This is a genomic window from Caenispirillum bisanense (assembly GCF_039523075.1).
Classification (GTDB): Bacteria; Pseudomonadota; Alphaproteobacteria; order Rhodospirillales; family Rhodospirillaceae; genus Caenispirillum; species Caenispirillum bisanense.
Genome location: NZ_BAAAEP010000003.1, coordinates 142,768 through 161,262, shown reverse-complemented (window position 1 = coordinate 161,262; position 18,495 = coordinate 142,768). Strand labels below are relative to the sequence as shown.

The following is an 18,495-nucleotide window of genomic DNA, read 5'->3' as shown; positions in this document are numbered from 1 at the left end:
CTCCCCCCGCTGCTCGCCGAGCCCCCCGCCGCCGGCGGCTTCAACCGGCCGCCGCTGCGGGCGCCGGGCGTGCTGCGCCTGGACGATGCGGCGGTGATGGAGGACACGCCGGCTGCCGTGCTGCGCGACCTCGGCGACGGCATCGCCTGCCTGTCCTTCCGCACCAAGATGAACGTGGTGTCGGAAGACCTGCTGGCGGCGGTGGAGCGGGCGACGGCGCGGCGCGACATCGCCGGACTGGTGCTCGCCAATGATCACCCCCGCGCCTTCTCCGCCGGCGCCGATCTGGCCCGCTTCGTCGCCCTGCTGGACGACCCCGCCGGGCTCGACGCCTACATCCTGCGCGGCCAGCAGGCGTTCCGCGCCCTGCGGGCCGCGCCCTTCCCGGTGGTCGGGGCGCCACAGGGGGTGGCGGTCGGCGGCGGCTGCGAGATCCTGCTGCACTGCGACGCCATCCAGGCGTGGGCGGAAGCCGGCCTCGGGCTGGTGGAGCGGCTGGTTGGCATCATTCCCGGCTGGGGCGGCACCACCCGCCTGCTGCTGCGCATGGGCGCCCGCGCCGACCTGCCGAAAGGCCCCCTGCCCGCCCCCGCCGCCGCCTTCGAGACCATCGCCGGCGCCCGCATCTCCCGCTCCGCCCTGGAGGCGCGGGCCATGGGATTGCTCGGCGCGGGCGACGGCATCACCATGAACCGCGACCGCCTGCTGGCCGATGCGAAGGCCCGCTGCCTCGCCCTGGTGCCGGGCTACGTGCCGCCCGCCGAGCAGGCCATTGCCCTGCCGGGGCCATCGGGGCGCGTCTCGCTGATGAACGGCGTCCACGCCGCCCGCGCCGCCGGACGTCTGTCCGCCCACGATGGGGTGGTGCTGGAGGAACTGGCCGCCATCGTCACCGGCGGCGATACCCAGCCCTCGGCCCCGGTGGCGGAAGACGCGCTTTACGCCCTGGAGCGCGAGGCGGTGCGCCGCCTCGCCGCCACCGCCGCCAGCCGCGACCGCCTGCGCGCCATGCTTGAGACCGGCAAGCCGCTCGCCAACTGAGGACCGTGCCCGATGACCGTCTATGCCGCCCCCGTCCGCGACATGCGCTTCCTGCTGCACGAGGTGCTGGACGTCTCCACCGCCCTCGCCGGCCTGCCCGGACTGGCGGAGGTGGACGCCGGCCTCGTCGACGCCGTGCTGGCGGAAGCGGCCAAGGTCTGCGAAGGCGCCGTCTTCCCCGCCAATGCCGCCGGCGACCGCGAGGGCGCCCGCCTGACGCCGGCCGGGGTCGTCATGCCCGCCGCCTTCCACGACGCCTATCGCCAGTGGGCGGAGGGAGCCTGGACCGGCATCGCGCTTGATCCCGCTTACGGCGGCCAGGGCCTGCCGCGGGTGGTGGACTTCCTGGTGACCGAGATGGTGTGCGGCGCCAGCCTCGCCTTCAGCATCCTGCCGGGCCTCACCCGCGGGGCGTGGCAGGCCATCGCGGCGCACGCCTCCGACGACCTCAAGCGCCGCTGGCTGCCCAAGATGGCGACCGGCGAATGGACCGGCGCCATGGCGCTGACCGAACCGCAGTGCGGCACCGACCTCGGCCTGCTGCGCACCCGCGCCGAGCCCGACGGCGATGGCGATGGCGACACCTGGCGCCTGACCGGCAGCAAGATGTTTATTTCCGCCGCCGATCACGACCTGACGGACAACGTGGTGCATCTGGTGCTCGCCCGCCTGCCCGATGCGCCGCCGGGCACGCGCGGCATCAGCCTGTTCCTGGTGCCCAAGGTGCTGCCGGACGGCCGCCGCAACGGCTGGTCGGTCGGCTCGCTGGAAGAGAAGATGGGCCTGCACGCCTCGCCCACCTGCGTGGTGAACTACGACGGCGCCGTCGGCTGGCTGGTCGGCGAGCCCCATCGCGGCCTGCCGGCCATGTTCACCATGATGAACGACGAGCGCCTGTTTGTCGGCATCCAGGGCATCGGCGCCGCCGAATGCGCCTGGCAGACCGCCGCCGCCTATGCCGCCGAGCGCCTGCAGGGCCGCGCTCCGGACGGTCCGTCGCGGCCCGACCTGCCGGCCGATCCCATCATCCACCACCCCGACGTCGCCCGCATGGTCGCCATCGCCCGCGCCACCACCGAAGGCGGCAGGGCGCTGGCGGCCTGGGTGGCGGTGCAGCTCGACCGCGCCGAGCGCCTGCCCGCCGGGCCGGAGCGCGAGGCGGCGGACGACCTCGTGGCTCTGCTGACGCCGGTGGTGAAGGCGGCCGGCACCGATTTCGGCTTCGATGCCTGCGTGCTGGCGCAGCAGGTGCTGGGCGGCCACGGCTATGTGCGCGAGTGGGGTGTCGAGCAGCTGGTGCGCGACGTGCGGGTGACGCAGATCTATGAAGGCACCAACGGCGTCCAGGCGCTCGATCTGGTCGGCCGCAAGCTGCTGCCCGACGGCGGCCGCCTGCCCCGGCGCCTGTCCGCGCTGGTAGACGCCGACCTGCCGGCCATGCCGCCCGCCCTGGCGGACCGCCTGCGCCGGGTGCTGGCGGCGGCGGCCCGGACGGTGGACGACCTGCCCGCCGCCTCCGCCACCGCGCGGGCGGCGGCGGCCACCGACATCCTGCGGCTGTTCGCCCTGCTGTCCTACGGCTGGATGTGGGGGCGCATGGCGACGGCGGCGGCGCGGGGTGGCGAGCCCTTCCACGCCGACAAGCAGGCCACCGCCGCCGCCTTCGCCCGCCTGCTGCTGCCGGAGGCGGAGACGCTGGCGGCGCGCATCGGCGCGGCGCTTGCCGAGGGGCAGGATTGGCCCTCTGCCGCCACCGCATAAGACGAAGGTAGTGGACGTGGTGCCGACGGGCGGCGACGGCTAGCATGACCGTCGCCCCCCTTGGGGCATCCGTCCTTCGACTCAGCCCCCTGCCCCTTGCCGGGGGCGGAGATGGTTCTTAGGTCGGGGTCTCGTCATCCGGGCCGGCGGCTGCCGTCGCGGTTCCCTCGCCAGCACCCGACCGGAGATCATCGCCCCGAATGCAGCCCGCGCGGCATCATCTGAGGCAGGCAACCCAGGCCCATCATGCCCGGGTGGATGCCGCCTTCAGCCTCTTCGACCTCGCCGACACCGCCGCCTACGGCCGCTTCCTGAGCGCCCATGCGCGGGTGCTGCTGCCGCTGGAAGCGGCGCTGGCGGGGGATGCCACCTTTGCGTCGATGCCGTCGGCTGCATCCCGGCTGCGGTCCCAGGCATTGAAGGACGATCTGGACGCGCTCCGTCTGCCGCTGCCGCACGACCCGCCGCCCACCCTGCCCGCCGACCGCGAGGGGGTGGCCGGCATCTGCTATGTGCTGGAGGGCTCGCGCCTGGGCGGACGGGTGCTGGCGCGACGGGTGGCGGCAGCGCCCGGCCCGTTGCCCGCTGCCTTCCTGCGGCATGGCGAGGATCAGCCGCTGTGGCCGACCTTCCTCGCCTGGCTGGAAAGCCTGACATGGACGCCCGCCGGCCTCGCCCGCGCCGCGGCGGCGGCCAGCGCCACCTTCGACGGCTTTCTGACGGCCGCCCAGCAGACCAGGACTCCCTAGGCCGATGCCCGCTTCCACGCTTTCGTCCTCCGTCGACCTCACCACCTGCGACCGCGAGCCGATCCACCTGCTCGGCAAGGTGCAGCGCCACGGCTTCCTGCTGGGCGCGGCGGCCGACTGGACCATCACCCACGCCTCCCACAACGTGGTCGACTTCCTCGGCCGCACCGCCGAGGACATGGTGGGCCGGCCGTTCCGCGAGCTGTTCGACGGCGACACCCTGCACGCCCTGCGCAACCGCCTGCAGTTCGCCACCGGCCACCACGGCAGCGAGGTGGTGTCGCGCCTGCCGGTGGGACCGGAGGGGCAGCTTTACGACGTCGCCGTGCATCTGTCCGCCGACACCATCGTCACCGAGTTCATGCCCCACGCGCCCGGCGAGGCGGTGGACGATGCCCTGGCCATGGTGCGCAGCCTGATCGACCGCCTGTCGGCCGCCCCGACGCCGCAGCGCCTGTGCGAGGATGCGGCGCGCTACGTGCGCATGTTCACCGGCTTCGACCGGGTGATGGTCTACCGCTTCCTGCCCGACGGCAGCGGCCAAGTGACGGCCGAAGCGCGCGAGCGCAGCATGGAGCCCTTCCTGCACCTGCGCTATCCGGCCACCGACATCCCGCAGCAGGCCCGCCAGCTCTATCTGCACAACACCATCCGGGTGATCGCCGACGCCGGCGACGACGGCTGCCGCGTCTACCCCAGCCGCGACCGCGACGGGCGCGTGCTCGACCTGTCCGACAGCGTGCTGCGCAGCGTGTCGGACATCCACCTGCAATACCTGCGCAACATGGGGGTCGGCGCCTCCATGTCCATTTCCATCATCGTCGACAACGCCCTGTGGGGGCTGATCGCCTGCCACCACCGCACGCCGCTGGTGCTGGGTCATGCCAGCCGCCTCGGGGCGCAGTTGTTCGGGCAGATGTTCTCGCTGGTGCTGCAGACCAAGCTTGATGCCGCCGAGCGGCGCCACGACGACGACGTGCGGCGGCTGTCGGCGCAGGTGGCGGCGGCCATGGCGCCCGACCGACCGGCGGCGGAGGTGCTGCTGGACTACGCCGCCGCCTTCTGCCCGCTCATGCGCGCCCACGGGGCGGCGGTGGTGCTTGATGGCCGCCTGCTGACCCACGGCGTCGCCCCGGCGGCGGAGCACATCGCCGCCATCACCCGCCTGCTCGACGGCAGCCCGGTGAACATGATCTTCGCCACCGACCACCTGAGCGCCGAAGTGCCGGAAGCCGCCGCCTGGACGGGCGAGGCGGCCGGACTGCTGGCGGTGCCGATATCGCGCACGCCCCGGGACTATGTGCTGTTCTTCCGGCCGGAGGTGATCCAGCAGGTCACCTGGGCCGGCAACCCGGACAAGGTGGCCGAGCCCGGCGCCGACGACCAGCGCCTGTCGCCGCGCCGCAGCTTCGCCGCCTGGAAGACCGCCGTCGCCGGCCGCAGCGAAACCTGGGACCGGGCGCAGGTCCGCATGGCCGAACAGCTGCGACTGGTGCTGCTCGACGTGGTGCTGCGGCTGGGGGACGAGGCGGCGCGGGTGCGCGACCGCGCCGGCGAGAAGCAGGAACTGCTGATCGCGGAACTGAACCACCGGGTGCGCAACATCATGGGGGTGGTGCGCGGCCTCATCCGCCAGACCGGCTGGTCGGAGGATTCGGCGGAACGGTTCGCGGAAATCCTCGACAGCCGCATCCAGGCGCTGGCCCGCGCCCACGACCAGATCACGCGCGAGAACTGGGGCCCCGGCTCGCTCACCACCCTCATCCGGGTGGAGGCGCAGAGCTTCCTGGTCGACAATCAGGCGCGGGTGCGGGTGCGCGGCGACGACATGCTGCTCGCCCCCGCCGCGCTGTCGACCCTGGCGCTGGTGATCCACGAGCTGATGACCAATTCCGCCAAGTACGGCGCCCTTACCGACCAGCGCGGCCATGTGGAGGTGACGCTGACGCCGGAACCCGACGGCGCCCTCACCCTCGACTGGCTGGAGGTGGGCGGTCCGCCGGTGCAGCCGCCGGCGCGGCGCGGCTTCGGCTCCACCATCATCGAACGCACCATCCCCTTCGAACTGCGCGGACGAGCGCAGGTCGACTATGCACCGCAAGGGCTCGCCGCCCGCTTCTGGGTGCCGGCCGCCTTCGTCCACCGCGCCGGCAGCCGTCATCAGGCCGCCGCCGCCGCAGCCGGCACCGGCGCGGCGGGCGCCGGGGCGGGACAGCCGGTGGCGGCGCCGCTGCGGGTGCTGGTGGTGGAAGACAACCTGATCATCGCCCTGGATGCCGAAACCGCCTTCCTCAGCCTCGGCTGCGAGCAGGTGACCCTGGCCGGCAGCAACGGCCAGGCGGCGCAGCTGCTGGCGGCGGAACAGTTCGACTTCGCCCTGCTGGACGTCAACCTGGGGCCGGAGACCAGCTTTCCCACCGCCGCCGCCCTGCAGGCCGACGGGGTGCCGTTCGCCTTCGCCACCGGCTACGGCGATGCCAGCGAGTACCCGGCGGAGATGCAGGCCGTGCCCCGCCTGACCAAGCCCTACGACCTGGACATGATCCGCGGCCTGCTGGCAACGCTGACCGCGCCGCGCGGGTAAAACCGCCACCACATTTCAATGGCGGTCGCAGATTGCATCCAACTGTGCGATAGTGCATGAAAGCGTCGCCGTAACCATGGCGCGAAAACCGCACGTCGCGGCTTGGTCTTGCTCCCGGTGGTCAGGGGTGATGGCTGGCATGGCGTGTGCGTAACCCGAAGTACCCTGGCGGTCTGAAAAAGCTGGCACCATCATGACCAGTCGCTCCGCTTACGCCCCGCGGTCCCCGTCGCCCGAGCGACGCCGACCCCGCCCCCTCAGCCGGCGCATCCTGATCTGGTGGCGCCGCACCCTCCGTTCGCCGCGCCGCCTGCTGACCATCCTGGCGGTCGTCGCCGGCGGGGCCGCCGCCGGCATCGGCGTGGTGGTCCTGCTGCTGCTGCTCCTGCCCGGCACCCCGGACGGCCGGGCGATCCCCGGCGCCGGGGCGGGTGGCGACACCGCCGGCGCCGCCGATGCCCCCGCCGCGCCCGAGGCCGGCGATCAGGGCCCCGACCGGGTGGCGCTGTGCCAGGCGAGCGTCCCGCACGTCAACTGCCGCTGTTTCTGGCAGCGGCTGGACCCGGTGCTGACCGAGGCCGAACTGGCCGCGGTGGCCGCCGCCCTGGAGGTGCGCGCCAGCCTGGGCGCCTTCGCCGCCCGCGCCCGGCTGGCGTCGGACATCGGGGCCGACCAGACCCGCATGGTCAACCGCGTCCTGTTCGAGTGCACCGGCCCGTCCTGAGGGTGTCGGCCGATGATCCGGCATCGGAGGTCTCGATCGGCGGTTGCCGTTCCATAAAAATCGCGATAAATTCCGCAGGCCGCGTGGCGCCTGACGGCCGCGCCGGCAACGGGGGGAATTTGATGCCGACCATTCTTATCGTCGACGACAGTCGCGTGGCGCGCCTGTCTCTGCGCCGCCTTGTCACGGCCCTGGTGCCCGATGCCACCATCATCGAGGCGGCTTCCGCCGATGAAGCCGCCGTTGCGGTCGAAGGGGTGAGCGTCGACCGCGCCCTCATCGACTTCAACATGCCCGGCCGCGACGGCCTGCAACTGGCCGAGGAACTGGCCGCCGGCCACCCGGAAATCCGCATGGCCATGGTCACCGCCAACATCCAGGACGCGGTCGCCGGCCGCGCCCGCGCGCTGGGCATGAGCTTCATCGCCAAGCCGCCGCGGCAGGAAGACCTGTCGGACTTTCTGCTGAACGCAGGCAAGGACGCCGGCTGATGGCCGCCTGGCAGTTCAGCGCCGACGAGCAGGACGTCGTCACCGAGCTGATGAACATGGGCGTCGGCCGTGCCGCCGCCAGTTTCTCGCGGCTGGTGGGCGACGAGGTGGTGCTGTCGGTGCCGCTGGTGCGGCTGGCCGATGCCGCCGAGGCCGAAACCGCCTTCGCCGACAGCGTGCCGGAGGTGGTGGCCGGCGTGACGCAGAGCTTCGAGGGCCTGATCACCGGCACCGCCGCCCTGCTGTTCCCCGGCGAACGCAGCCTGGAACTGGTGCGGGCGGTGATCGGCGAAGACCTGCCGGCCGACGAAATCTCGGAGCTGGAACAGGAAACGCTGGCCGAAATCGGCAACATCATCCTCAACAGCTGCCTTGCGACCATCGCCAACGCCCTGAAGACGGAACTGCACGCCAGCCTGCCGGAACCGTTCCACGCCGGCCGCAGCGGCCTTACGCGCTTGCTGGGCGACAGCGATACGTTCATCATGCTGGTGCAGATCGACTTCAGCCTGAAATCGCGCAACCTGGAAGGCTACCTCGCCTTCGTGGTCGACCTGCGCACGGCGGCGGCCTTCCGCGGCGCCATCGCCGCCTATCTGCACAATCTGGGCGGCTGACGCGGGGGCGTCATCTGGGGAACTGACGCGGGGGCGTCGGGAGAATTGGGGGATCAGCGTGATGACCGGTGCCGACGGCAATGCCCTCGACGCCCTTGATTGCGGCGTGGCGCTGTTCGACCGCGACGGCCGCATCGTGTTCTGGAATGCCTGGCTGGTTCGCCGCAGCGATGTAAGCGCCGCGGTCGCCTGCGGCCGCGACCTCGTCAGCCTGTTCGGCGCCGACGTGTCGCCGTCGCTGGTGGAGGCGGTGCAGCTTGCCTGCCGCCACGGCATGGCGTCGGTGCTGTCAAACCAGCTGCACCGCTGCGTGCTGCCCCTGCATCGCCCAGGCGACGGCGAGCCGCTGCAGCAGTCGGCGGCGGTGCGGCCGCTCGGCGGCACTACGCCGGGCTGCCTGCTGCAGATCAACGACGTGTCGGCCGCCGTCCGCCGCGAGCGCCACCTGCGCGAGAGCCAGGCCGCCCTGCGCCTGCGCAACCGCGCCATCGAGGCCTCCAGCCAGGGCATCATCATCGTCGATGCCCAGGCCGAGGGCATGCCCATCCTCTACACCAACCCCGCCTTCACCGAGATCACCGGCTTCTCGGCCGAGGAGGCGGCGGGCCGCAACTGCCGCTTCCTGCACGGCGACGACGGCGACCAGCCGGGGCTGGCCGAGATCCGCGCCGCCATCGCCGAACGGCGCGAGGGCATCGGCGTCATCCGCAACTTCCGCAAGAACGGCTCGGCGTTCTGGAACGAGCTGATGGTGGCGCCGGTGTTCGACAGCCGCCAGCAGCTGACCCATTACGTCGGCGTGCAGCGCGACATCACCCTGCGCCGCGCCGCCGAGGAGGAACGCGACGCCGCCCTGGCCGAAACGCGGGCAGTGAACCGGCGCCTCCAGCGCGAGCAGGACTTCACCAACGCCGTGCTGCGCACCGTCGGCGCCCTGGTGGCGGTGGTCGACCGGCGCGGCCGCATCGTCTCCTTCAACCGGGCGTGCGAGACCGTCACCGGGCTGCAGGAAGCGCATGTGGTCGGCACCCGCCTCGGGGAACTGATCCCCGAGGCCGAGGCCGCCGCCGCCTTCCGCCTGGACGAGCAGGGCGAGGGCCCCGCCTCCAGCGGCCTGACCACCGGCCTGCGCACCGCCGCCGGCGCGGTGCGCACCATCCGCTGGACCTTCACCACCCTGCGCGACCGCGAAGGGGTGGCGAGCCACCTCATCTGCACCGGCATCGACGTCACCGAGCGCGACCGCGCCGCCGCCCTGCTGCGGGCCGAGCGCGAGATCCTGGAACTGGTCGCCCGCGCCGAGCCGCTGCCGGTGGTGGGGGAGCGCATCTGCCTCGCCATCGAGGAACAGCTGCCCGGCCATCGGGCCTCGCTGCTGCTGCTGGGTCCGCAGGGCGATACCCTGCACCACTGCGCCGCGCCGTCACTGCCGAGCGACTATCTGCGGGCCATCGACGGCATCTCCATCGGCGCCGGGGTGGGATCGTGCGGCGCCGCCGCCTTCAGCGGCCAGCCGCGCTTCACCTCCGACACCCTCAGCGATCCCAACTGGGCCGCCTTCGCGCCGCTGGCCGAGGCCGCCGGCCTCCGCGCCTGCTGGTCGCTGCCGGTGCTGACGCCGGGCGACAGCGTGCTCGGCACCTTCGCGGTCTATTCGGCGGACCCCGGCCTGCCCGACGATGCGGCGGTGGACGTGATGCAGCGTGCCGCCCGCATCGCCGCCATCGCCATCGCCCGCCATCAGGCGGCGGAGCGCATCCGCCATCTGGCGCTCTATGACCAGCTGACCGGGCTTGCCAACCGCTCGCTGCTCTACGACCGGCTGCAGTCGGCGCTGGCCCAGGCGCGCCGCTACGGCAACCGGGTCGGCATGCTGTTCATCGACCTCGACGGCTTCAAGCCCATCAACGACCGCCACGGCCACGACGCCGGCGACACGGTGCTGGCCACCATCGGCCGCCGCCTGAAGGCCGCCCTGCGCGAAGGCGACACCGCCGCCCGCATCGGCGGCGACGAGTTCGTGCTGCTGGCGGTGAACGTGGGCACCGCCGCCGATGTGGAGCGCATCGCCGCCAAGGTGCTGATGGCCATCGGCGAGCCGGTGACGTGGAACGGCGAGACGCTGCACATCGGCGCCAGCATCGGCCTCGCCCTGTTCCCGGACGACGCCCCCACCGGCGACAGCCTGCTCAGCATCGCCGACACGGCCATGTACGCCGCCAAGGCCGCCGGCAAGAACTGCTGGTCCTGGCGCACCGGCGACACCCCCTGCCCCAACCCCGGCGCCTGACCGGGAAGACCATCTTCATCGCGCGAAAGGTCTTCGTCATCCTCAACGCGATGCTCGACAAAGGCCTCCTATTCGCCCCTCATGATCAACAGATGCCCTCGCCGGCCCGGCCCAGGCACGGTCGCGGGATTTTCCCGTGACCGGGGGGCGGGGGTGGTCTATATCCACCGGCTCAGCCGAACCGGGACAACCAGACAGGACGGAGCCGCGAGCCGATGGCGACCATCTTCTCCGAAACCCTGTACACGGGCTATGGCCAGCACGTCGACGTCAAGGGCGACATGCTGGTGGACAAGCGGTCCGAGTACCAGCACATCCAGATCTTCAACACCCGCGCGCTCGGCCGGGTGATGGCGCTGGACGGGGTGGTGCAGATTTCCGACCGCGACGAGTCGGCCTATTCCGAGATGCTCACCCACCTGCCGATGATCGAGCACGGCGGCGTGGCGCGGGTGATGATCGTCGGCGGCGGCGACGGCGCCATTGCCGAGGAATGCCTGAAGCACCCCAATGTCGAAGTGGACATGTGCGAGATCGACGGCGAGGTGGTGGCGGCCTGCCGCCAGCACTTCGCCCACGTCAACAACGGCGCCTTCGACAATCCGCGCTTCCACCTGCACATCCGCGACGCCTTCGAGTTCCTGAAGGAAGACGCCGCCGCCGGCCGTTACGACCTGATCATCGCCGACCGCCCCGATCCCATCGGCCCGGCCGAGGTGCTGTTCGCCACCGAATTCTACGAGCTGCTGAAGCGCGCCCTCAGCGACCGCGGCATCGCCGTGTTCCAGAACGGCTGCCCCTTCTTCCAGCCGGAGGAACTGAGCGAAACCCTGACCCAGCTGCGCGGCGTGTTTCCCCATGCCGGCACCTACCTGACCGTCACCCCGACCTACATCGGCGGCTTCATGGCGCTGACGTGGGCGTCGCGCGGCACCGCCCTCGGCAGCCTGCCGGCGGCGGACGTGGCCCGGCGGGTGGAGGCGGCGGGGCTTGCCACCGACTACTACAACGCCGCCATCCACACCGCCGCATTTGCGCTGCCGGAGTGGATCAGGCGGCTCGCGTCATAGACCTGCATCTTCTGCAGAGACCCCGAGGGGCGGCCCGGCGTTGCTGGCGGGCCGCCCCTTTTGCGTGCCCCCTCCCCCTCCGGCACCGAGCATCGCCATCATGCTGCACCTGCTGACCAGTCCTGAAGCGTGGATGAGTTTCCTGACCCTGAGCGCGCTGGAAGTCGTGCTCGGCGTCGACAACGTGATCTTCCTGTCCATCGTCTCCGCCCGCCTGCCGGCGGAGCAGCAGCGCACCGCCCGCCGCATCGGCCTCGGGCTGGCGCTGTTCGCCCGCGTCGGCCTGCTGGCCAGCCTGGCGTGGATCATCGGACTGACGGAGCCGGTATTCCGCCTGGGCGGGTTCGAGGCCTCGTGGCGCGACATCATCCTGGCCGCCGGCGGCGCCTTCCTCATCTACAAGGCGACGGTGGAGATCCACGAGACCATGGAACCGGAGGACGGCGGCCAGGCCGCTCCCCTGGCCCGCGCCCGCGCCGCCTTCGGCATGGTGATCGGTCAGATCGTGGTGCTGGACGTGGTGTTCAGCCTCGACTCGGTGCTGACCGCCATCGGCATGGCCAACGAGATCGCCATCATGATCGCCGCCGTCTGTGTCGCCATCGGCGTCATGCTGGTGGCGGCGGAGCCCCTGGCGCGGTTCGTCAACACGCACCCGACGGTGAAGATGCTGGCGCTGTCGTTCCTCATCCTGGTCGGCGTGGCGCTGGTGGCCGATGCCCTGCACTTCCACATTCCGCGCGGCTATCTCTACTTCGCCATCGCCTTCTCCATCGGCGTCGAGACCCTGAACCTGATGGCCGCCCGCCGCCGGCGGCGGGAGCGGGAGGCGGCGGCGGCAGCGGGCTCCGGCGGCACCACCACCCTCAGCGACGGATGACCACCGCCTCCGGCCGGCCGCAGGCGGCGGCGTTGGCGTGCAGTTGCTCCAGCGCCCACGGCTGCGTCCACGGGCCGAGGTGGATGTAGCCGTCGGCGCCATCGCCCACCGCCACATAGCGGTCGGCCGCGATGGCCGCCGCCGTCAGGGCGCAGACCAGGGCCGCCCGCTCGTCGTGGTCACGCACGGCGGTGAGGTTTCCGGCGCAGGCCCGGCCCGGCAGCAGGTCGGCGAGCAGGGCCGTCAGCAGATCATGGGGCGGCGGCGGCGCGGCGGCGGTCAGGTGGCTCCAGTAGACGTCGGAGCGCAGGCCGTGCTCCGGCACCCGGCCGTCGGGCATCATGGTGCCGAGGAAGCTGGTGGGAAAGGCCTCCGCCAGGGCGCCAGGGTGGATGGCGGTGGGGAAGGCCGCCGGGGCGAGGCGGCCGGTTTCCAGCACCAGCCGGGCGAAGGCGTTGGCTTCTTCGTTGAGGCGGCGGCCGGTCGGGCTGTTGGACTGGCCGGGCTTGCCGATGCGCCCGAAGCCGCGCGTCAGCAGACGTTCCGGCAGGCGGTAGCGGTCCATGACGGCGAGCGAGCCATGCAGCGGCCCGTCGATGGCGCAGACCGCCACCCCCTCCCCCACCAGATCGTCCAGCACCGCCTGCCGCTCCGCCGCATCGGTGCCCATGCGGACGATGCGCCAGCCGACCGCATTCGCATCCCACTCCAGCCGGCAGGCGGCGGAAGACTTGCGCCCGGCCGCCCAGCCGACGTCGATGCCAAGGACGGCGGTCATGCCAGAAGCGTCACCAGCGCCGATGGCCGCGGCTCAGCGAAGGGATTGAGGAGCGTCACCCCAAGCAGGGTCCGCCCCGCCTGCCCGTCTTCGGTCAGGATGAAGCGACACCCGGCCCGGCGCGCCGTCGCCCAGATCATGGCGTCCCAGAAGGCCCATTTGTCGTGACAGACCGCATCCATGGCATCCAGCAGGCAGGTGCTGTCGGCTTGAGCGACGGGAAACGCCTCCGCCAATTGCTCCACCAGAAAGCGCGCCCGGTCGGCCGAAGCCATGGACTTGCGCGTCAGCACATGGAACAGCTCCGCCAGCGCCTGAACGGTGAGGATGCAGCGCCGGGTCGTCCGCGCGTCCCGCAGCAGAGCCGCCGCCTTGTCGTGCCGCTCGCCCTGGTCGCGCGCGAAGGCGTAGACCAGAATGTTGGTGTCGAGGGTGAACAGCGGCTTATCGGTCATAGAGCGACTCTCGGTCGAAGCGGCCGGAGCCGATCTCGAACCCCTCCTCCATCAGCCGTTCCACATTCGCCCAGGCGCGGTCGCTGCGGTCACTGGCCCCATCCGCCGGCACCAGCCGGGCGACCGGGGTGCCGCGGCGGGTGATGGTGACTTCCTCCCCCTCCTCCTCCACCTGGCGGAGCAGGCGGGAGAACTGCTGGTTGGCATCGCGGGCGGAAATGGTGTGGTGGGTCATGGCAAGCCTCCTTGTGCCGGCAGCGGCACGGCATGCACTACATTTGCGCTACATCCGCCGCATCGTCAAGGCGCCGACGCGAAAAACCCCGGAGCGGCGGCGGCTGCTCCGGGGTTTCCGGTCTTCTTCCGGCGGGGACTGTCAGGCGACCTTGCGGGCCTTGTAGTCGCCCAGCCACGTCACCTTGCCACCGTCGTCCTCGTGGCGGATCTCCACGAAACGGTCGGCATGGAAGCCGTTGAAGCGGGTGCGCAGGGCGTTGGAATAGGCGCCCATCAGCCCGATCTCGATCCAGTCGCCGGTGCGGATGTCGGCCGGCATGCGGTGCGGGCCGGGCATGCTGTCCACCGAATCGCAGGTCGGGCCGAACAGCTGGAAGTCGTCCCACTCGCTGGTCACCGGCTCGCCGTGGCGGCGGATGACCGAGATGGGGAAGCACGGCCCCAGGTACTTCAGTTCCGACAGGCTGCCGTAGGTGCCGTCGTTGAGGTAGACCGACGACCCGCGCCGCAGGTCGACGCGGCAGATCACCGACAGGCCGTCCCACACCAGGGCGCGGCCGGGCTCGCACTGCAGGCGGCAGGTGTCGGGCAGGCCGATGCGGTCGATGCCGGCGCGGATCTCGTCGCAGAAGGCCTCGAATGCCGGTTCCTCGCCGGTGTACTGGCCGGGGAAACCGCCGCCCACGTCCAGCAGGTCGATGTCCACCTGGGCCAGCTTCAGCGTCTCGCCCACCAGGTCCATGGCGACACCGAAGGCGCGCACGTCGACGCACTGGGAACCGACATGGAAGGTCAGGCCGATGCGCTGGGCCACCGGCTCGCACAGGCGCAGCAGGCGGGCCGCTTCGCCGACGGGGGCGCCGAACTTGCCCGACAGGTCCATCAGCGCTTGGCCGCGCGGCATCTCCAGCCGCACCACCAGGGTGAGGTCGCGGGCATTGCGGGTGACCTTCAGGATCTTCGCCAGCTCGTCCTCGTGATCGAGCACGAAGGAGCGCACGCCGTGCTTGTAGTAAGCCTCGGCGATGGCATCCGGCGACTTGATCGGGTGCATGTAATGACACTCGGCGGCGGGCAGCTGGCCCCGCACGTTGCGGATTTCCGTAATGGAGGCCGTGTCGAAGTGTCGGATACCGCCCTCGTGGAGGGCCTGCAGCACCACGGGATGATCGTTGCACTTCACGGCGTAGAGCACATCGCCGGGAAAAGCCTGCACGAACCGGCGCGCCGTCGCGCGGAGGACATCCGTGCGCACGCAGTGAATCGGATCGATGGGCTGAAGGACGTCAACGACCTCCGCAGTGCAGCTATACAGCTGGCTCATTTTGACCCCTCCCCAAAACCGGTGACAGTTTCAAAGGGTGATCAGAATGCCGCCGCCGCGCGAGCCGCAGTGCTTAGGCAAACATTGATCGACTAGAAAAATTCGGGTTCCGGGCCAAGCGCTTGGCGCTGTACCCGGAACCCGATCTGGAGGCGGACCTTACACAGGCGCAGGCAGCAGGTCAAGGCCCTGCGCAATCGGCGCCTTGAGACGGGCGGCGGCCAGCTTGATGGCGCCCTGCATCTTCTGGAAGGCGCGGTTCTCGATCTGGCGCACCCGCTCGCGCGACACGCCATACCGCTTGCCCAGGTCTTCCAGCGTCATCGGGTCGTCGACCAGACGGCGGGCCTGGATGATCTCGCGCTCACGGTCGTTGAGCGCCGCCAGACCCTCGCTGATCAGCTGGCGGCCGAGGGTCCGTTCCTCGAACGCCGCATAGGTGTCTTCCTGGTTCGGCGCATCGTCCATCAGCAGGTCCATGCGCTCGGTTTCGATCTCGCCCGACACCGGGGCGTTGAGCGAACTGTCGCGGGCCATGAGGCGGCGGTTCATGTTCACCACATGGTCGGAGCCGACGCTCAGTTCCTCGGCAATGCGGGCCACATCCTCGGGCGTCATGTCGCTGTCCTCGTAGAGGCCGAGCTGCGCCTTCACCTTGCGCAGGTTGTAGAACAGCCGCTTCTGGACCGCGTCGGAGCCCATCTTCACCAGCGACCACTGGCTGAGGACGAACTCGTTGATGCTGGCCTTGATCCACCACATGGCATAGGTGGCGAGGCGGAAGCCCTTTTCCGGCTCGAACTTCTGCACGGCGCGGATCAGGCCCAGGTTGCCTTCGCTCACCAGGTCGGCCATGGGCAGGCCGTAGCGGCGGTACTGCGAGGCGATCTTCACCACCAGCCGCAGGTGGCTGTTGACCATGCGGTGGGCGGCGGCCTCGTCACCCTGGTGCTTGAAGCGCATGGCGAGATCATACTCCTCCCGCGGTTCGAGCACCGGATAGCGGCGGATCGACTCGACGTAGGAGCTGAAGCTCATTTCCGGCGTCAGCACCGGGATGTCCTTCATGGGGACGTCGATTTCGTTCAGTTCGGGCATTAGGGAATCCTCCCCTTCGTGTTCTTCAGATCCCGCTTTCGCGACAGGATGGGGCCGTTGTGCCGGCGGAGCGTCAGGCCGCCGCGGACGTCGCAGTCTCTGCGGCGGCGGCGGCGTTGGCGGTCGCGATGGCGACCTTGACCGGCGCCTTGGCCTTGGGCAGTTCGCGCGAAAGCTCGATGCGCAGCAGGCCGTTCTCAAGCCGGGCGCCCGTGACGCGGACGTGTTCGGCGAGGTGGAACTTGCGCAGGAAATCGCGGGTGGCGATGCCGCGGTGGAGGATCTTCACCTCCGGCGCGGTCGTGTCACCGGCAGGGGCGCTGCCTTTGCGCCCGGCGACGAGCAACATGCCGTCGCGCACTTCGACCGTCAGGTCGTCCGCCTGGAACCCGGCAACGGCGAGCGTGACCGCATAGTCGGCCTCGCCGATGGCTTCGATGTCACAGGGCGGATAGTTGGTTCCGGCGTCCAGATGGCGCGCGGCCTCAAGCAGGCGCGCAGCACGGTCGAAACCGACGGTGGAGCGGAACAGAGGGGCCAGGTCGTGCCTCATGATCAAACATCCTCCTTCAGAGCGATGTCGGCCTTCCCCGCCACGACCGGGCACGGTGCCCGTCTGTCGGCGGTATCGGCCGGGCGACCCACGGACCGCCTTCGGGCGCATCTGGATCACCGGTGATGGGGGAGCCTTGGCAGCGTGTCGGCCGCCGGTCTTCCCTTGCGAAATCGCGGTGCCCGCCCTACCTCCGCTGCATCGGCGTCAGCGGTGCCTGTTGCCCCGCTCGCCCGCCCGCAGCCCTGAAGATCGGCTTGGCGCACCATAAGCCCGGACCCGCTCTGCGGCATCCGGCAGTGTTACTATATAGACCTGCCGGTCGCCCCGTCAAGGGAATACAGGACCAAATCAGTCTCCTTTTCGATGGCAGCCATGCCCGCGAAGCAGAGCGTGCGTGAACGAGCCCGGCCGGCTTTCCGTTGAACCGGAGAGCGGATGATGCAAGCCTCCCCTTGCGGGGCTTTGGCTCATCCCTCCGGAGAGGGCGACACCACCGCGTCCTTTCCTGACAAACACGCCACGGCCCGCGAGAGTTCTCCATTCATGCGCCAGATCGTCGTTCCCATCATCGCGCTGCTGATCGGCATCGGGTTCATGATGCTCGGCAACGGCCTCATGGGTACCCTGACGTCGCTGCGGCTGGACCAGGGCGGCGCCTCCGCCACCGTGGTCGGCGTGGTGATGGCCGGCTATTTCGGCGGCCTGACCATCGGCGCCCTGTTCAGCGAACGGCTGATCCGCCGGGTCGGGCATATCCGCGCCTTCACGGCCTTCGCCTCGCTGTATTCCGCCGCCGCCCTGGCCCATGCGCTGGTTCCCGATGCCTGGGTGTGGTTCGTGCTGCGGCTGATCGGCGGCTTCACCATGGCCGGGCTGTTCATCTGCGTGGAAAGCTGGCTCAACGCCCGCGCCACCAACGAGACGCGCGGCCAGGTGCTGTCGGCCTACATGATCACCGTCTACTTCTCGCAGTTCCTCGGCCAGTTCCTGCTGAACGTGCCGGACGAGGCGGGCTTCGTGCTGTTCATCGTGGTGTCGATCCTGCTGTCGGTGGCCGTGGTGCCGGTGGCGATGACCCGCACCCCCGGCCCCACCCTGCCCGACGTCACCTCCTTCAGCTTCCGGCGGCTGTGGCAGGTCTCGCCCATGGGGGTGTTCGGCACCTTTGCCGGCGGCGTGGTGTTCGGCGCCTCCTACGGTCTTGCGCCGGTGTTCACCCAGGGCCTCGGCTACAGCGTGTCGCAGACGGCGACCTTCGTGTCGGCCACCATCCTGGGCGGGCTGATCATCCAGTACCCCATCGGCAAGCTGTCGGACCTGCTGGACCGCCGCACCGTGCTGGCGGGACTTTACGTGGCGCTGGTGGTCACCTCGATCCTGGTGATCGGGGCGAGCTTCCTCGGCTTCTGGTGGGTGATGGCGGCGGCCGTGCTGTTCGGCGGCATCTCCTTCACCATCTACCCCATGTCCGTCGCCCACGCCAACGACCACCTGCAGCCGCACGAGCTGGTGGCGGCCAGCGGCGGCCTGATCCTGTCCTATTCGGTGGGTGCGACGCTCGGCCCCATCATCGCCTCGCCGCTGATGGACCTGTCCGGGCCGCTGGCGCTGTTCGCCTTCCTGCTGGCGGTGGGCGCCGCCGCCACCGCCTTTGCCGCCTGGCGCCTGCGGGTCCGCCCGCCGGTGCCGATGGAGGAGCAGGCGCCGTTCCAGGTGGTGCCGCGCACCTCCCCGGTGGCGGCCGTGCTCGACCCGCGCGGCGAGGACGACCCGCAGCTGAGCTTCGATTTCGACGCCCCGCCGGCCGACCCGCCGCCGCTGGCGCAGGCGGCGGAATAGC

Annotated in this window: 17 protein-coding genes; 11 read left to right on the top strand and 6 right to left on the bottom strand. The window is 70.8% G+C overall.

Annotated elements, in window-relative coordinates; all coding sequences use genetic code 11:
- The 10 genes from ABD056_RS03475 to ABD056_RS03430 all read left to right on the top strand — a co-directional run.
- A partial coding sequence (locus tag ABD056_RS03475) for an enoyl-CoA hydratase/isomerase family protein (protein WP_343864448.1) occupies window positions 1–1,041 on the top strand: 1,041 nt, incomplete at its 5' end.
- Window positions 1,042–1,053: 12 nt separating this feature from the next.
- Window positions 1,054–2,802, top strand: a complete 1,749-nt coding sequence (locus ABD056_RS03470) for an acyl-CoA dehydrogenase (RefSeq protein WP_343864446.1) — start codon at window positions 1,054–1,056, stop codon at window positions 2,800–2,802.
- Window positions 2,803–3,002: 200 nt separating this feature from the next.
- Entirely contained in the window at window positions 3,003–3,551 is a 549-nt protein-coding gene (locus ABD056_RS03465; protein ID WP_343864444.1) for a biliverdin-producing heme oxygenase, read from the top strand.
- A 4-nt stretch (window positions 3,552–3,555) separates the two neighbouring features.
- Window positions 3,556–6,135: an HWE histidine kinase domain-containing protein gene (locus ABD056_RS03460; RefSeq protein WP_343864443.1), complete on the top strand. Its 2,580-nt coding sequence runs from the start codon at window positions 3,556–3,558 to the stop codon at window positions 6,133–6,135.
- 193 nt (window positions 6,136–6,328) lie between these two features.
- Window positions 6,329–6,859 (top strand): hypothetical protein, encoded by a 531-nt coding sequence (locus ABD056_RS03455; protein WP_343864441.1) that lies wholly within the window; start codon window positions 6,329–6,331, stop codon window positions 6,857–6,859.
- Window positions 6,860–6,981: 122 nt separating this feature from the next.
- Window positions 6,982–7,350 carry a response regulator transcription factor gene (locus tag ABD056_RS03450; protein ID WP_343864439.1) on the top strand — a complete coding sequence of 123 codons (369 nt, stop codon included), beginning with the start codon at window positions 6,982–6,984 and terminating at the stop codon, window positions 7,348–7,350.
- Window positions 7,350–7,967, top strand: a complete 618-nt coding sequence (locus ABD056_RS03445; RefSeq protein WP_343864437.1) for a chemotaxis protein CheC — start codon at window positions 7,350–7,352, stop codon at window positions 7,965–7,967. The genes ABD056_RS03450 and ABD056_RS03445 overlap by 1 nt, the downstream gene beginning before the upstream one ends.
- 61 nt (window positions 7,968–8,028) lie before the next feature.
- Window positions 8,029–10,257: a diguanylate cyclase domain-containing protein gene (locus ABD056_RS03440; protein ID WP_343864435.1), complete on the top strand. Its 2,229-nt coding sequence runs from the start codon at window positions 8,029–8,031 to the stop codon at window positions 10,255–10,257.
- Between the two features lie 215 nt (window positions 10,258–10,472).
- On the top strand, window positions 10,473–11,327 hold the full coding sequence (gene speE, locus ABD056_RS03435) for a polyamine aminopropyltransferase (protein ID WP_343864433.1): 855 nt from the start codon (window positions 10,473–10,475) through the stop codon (window positions 11,325–11,327).
- A 100-nt stretch (window positions 11,328–11,427) separates the two neighbouring features.
- Window positions 11,428–12,207, top strand: a complete 780-nt coding sequence (locus tag ABD056_RS03430) for a TerC family protein (RefSeq protein WP_343864431.1) — start codon at window positions 11,428–11,430, stop codon at window positions 12,205–12,207.
- Here the strand turns inward: ABD056_RS03430 and ABD056_RS03425 are convergent.
- The 6 genes from ABD056_RS03425 to ABD056_RS03400 all read right to left on the bottom strand — a co-directional run bounded on the left by ABD056_RS03425 (window position 12,194) and on the right by ABD056_RS03400 (window position 16,652).
- Window positions 12,194–12,985: a hypothetical protein gene (locus ABD056_RS03425; RefSeq protein ID WP_343864429.1), complete on the bottom strand. Its 792-nt coding sequence runs from the start codon at window positions 12,983–12,985 to the stop codon at window positions 12,194–12,196. The genes ABD056_RS03430 and ABD056_RS03425 overlap by 14 nt on opposite strands.
- Window positions 12,982–13,440, bottom strand: coding sequence for a PIN domain-containing protein (locus ABD056_RS03420; protein WP_343864427.1), 459 nt, complete (start codon window positions 13,438–13,440; stop codon window positions 12,982–12,984). Before ABD056_RS03420 ends, ABD056_RS03425 begins: the two co-directional genes overlap by 4 nt.
- Window positions 13,430–13,675, bottom strand: a complete 246-nt coding sequence (locus ABD056_RS03415) for a type II toxin-antitoxin system Phd/YefM family antitoxin (RefSeq protein ID WP_343864425.1) — start codon at window positions 13,673–13,675, stop codon at window positions 13,430–13,432. The genes ABD056_RS03420 and ABD056_RS03415 overlap by 11 nt, the downstream gene beginning before the upstream one ends.
- 141 nt (window positions 13,676–13,816) lie before the next feature.
- Window positions 13,817–15,001, bottom strand: a complete 1,185-nt coding sequence (locus ABD056_RS03410) for a type III PLP-dependent enzyme (protein WP_343864423.1) — start codon at window positions 14,999–15,001, stop codon at window positions 13,817–13,819.
- A 159-nt stretch (window positions 15,002–15,160) separates the two neighbouring features.
- On the bottom strand, window positions 15,161–16,099 hold the full coding sequence (rpoH, locus tag ABD056_RS03405; protein WP_343864421.1) for an RNA polymerase sigma factor RpoH: 939 nt from the start codon (window positions 16,097–16,099) through the stop codon (window positions 15,161–15,163).
- Window positions 16,100–16,172: 73 nt separating this feature from the next.
- Window positions 16,173–16,652 carry an Hsp20 family protein gene (locus ABD056_RS03400; RefSeq protein WP_343864419.1) on the bottom strand — a complete coding sequence of 160 codons (480 nt, stop codon included), beginning with the start codon at window positions 16,650–16,652 and terminating at the stop codon, window positions 16,173–16,175.
- Between the two features lie 546 nt (window positions 16,653–17,198).
- Here ABD056_RS03400 and ABD056_RS03395 point away from each other — a divergent pair.
- The gene (locus ABD056_RS03395; RefSeq protein ID WP_343864417.1) at window positions 17,199–18,494 is read left to right on the top strand and encodes an MFS transporter; all 1,296 of its coding nucleotides are present in this window, start codon (window positions 17,199–17,201) and stop codon (window positions 18,492–18,494) included.
- Window position 18,495 lies beyond the last annotated feature (1 nt).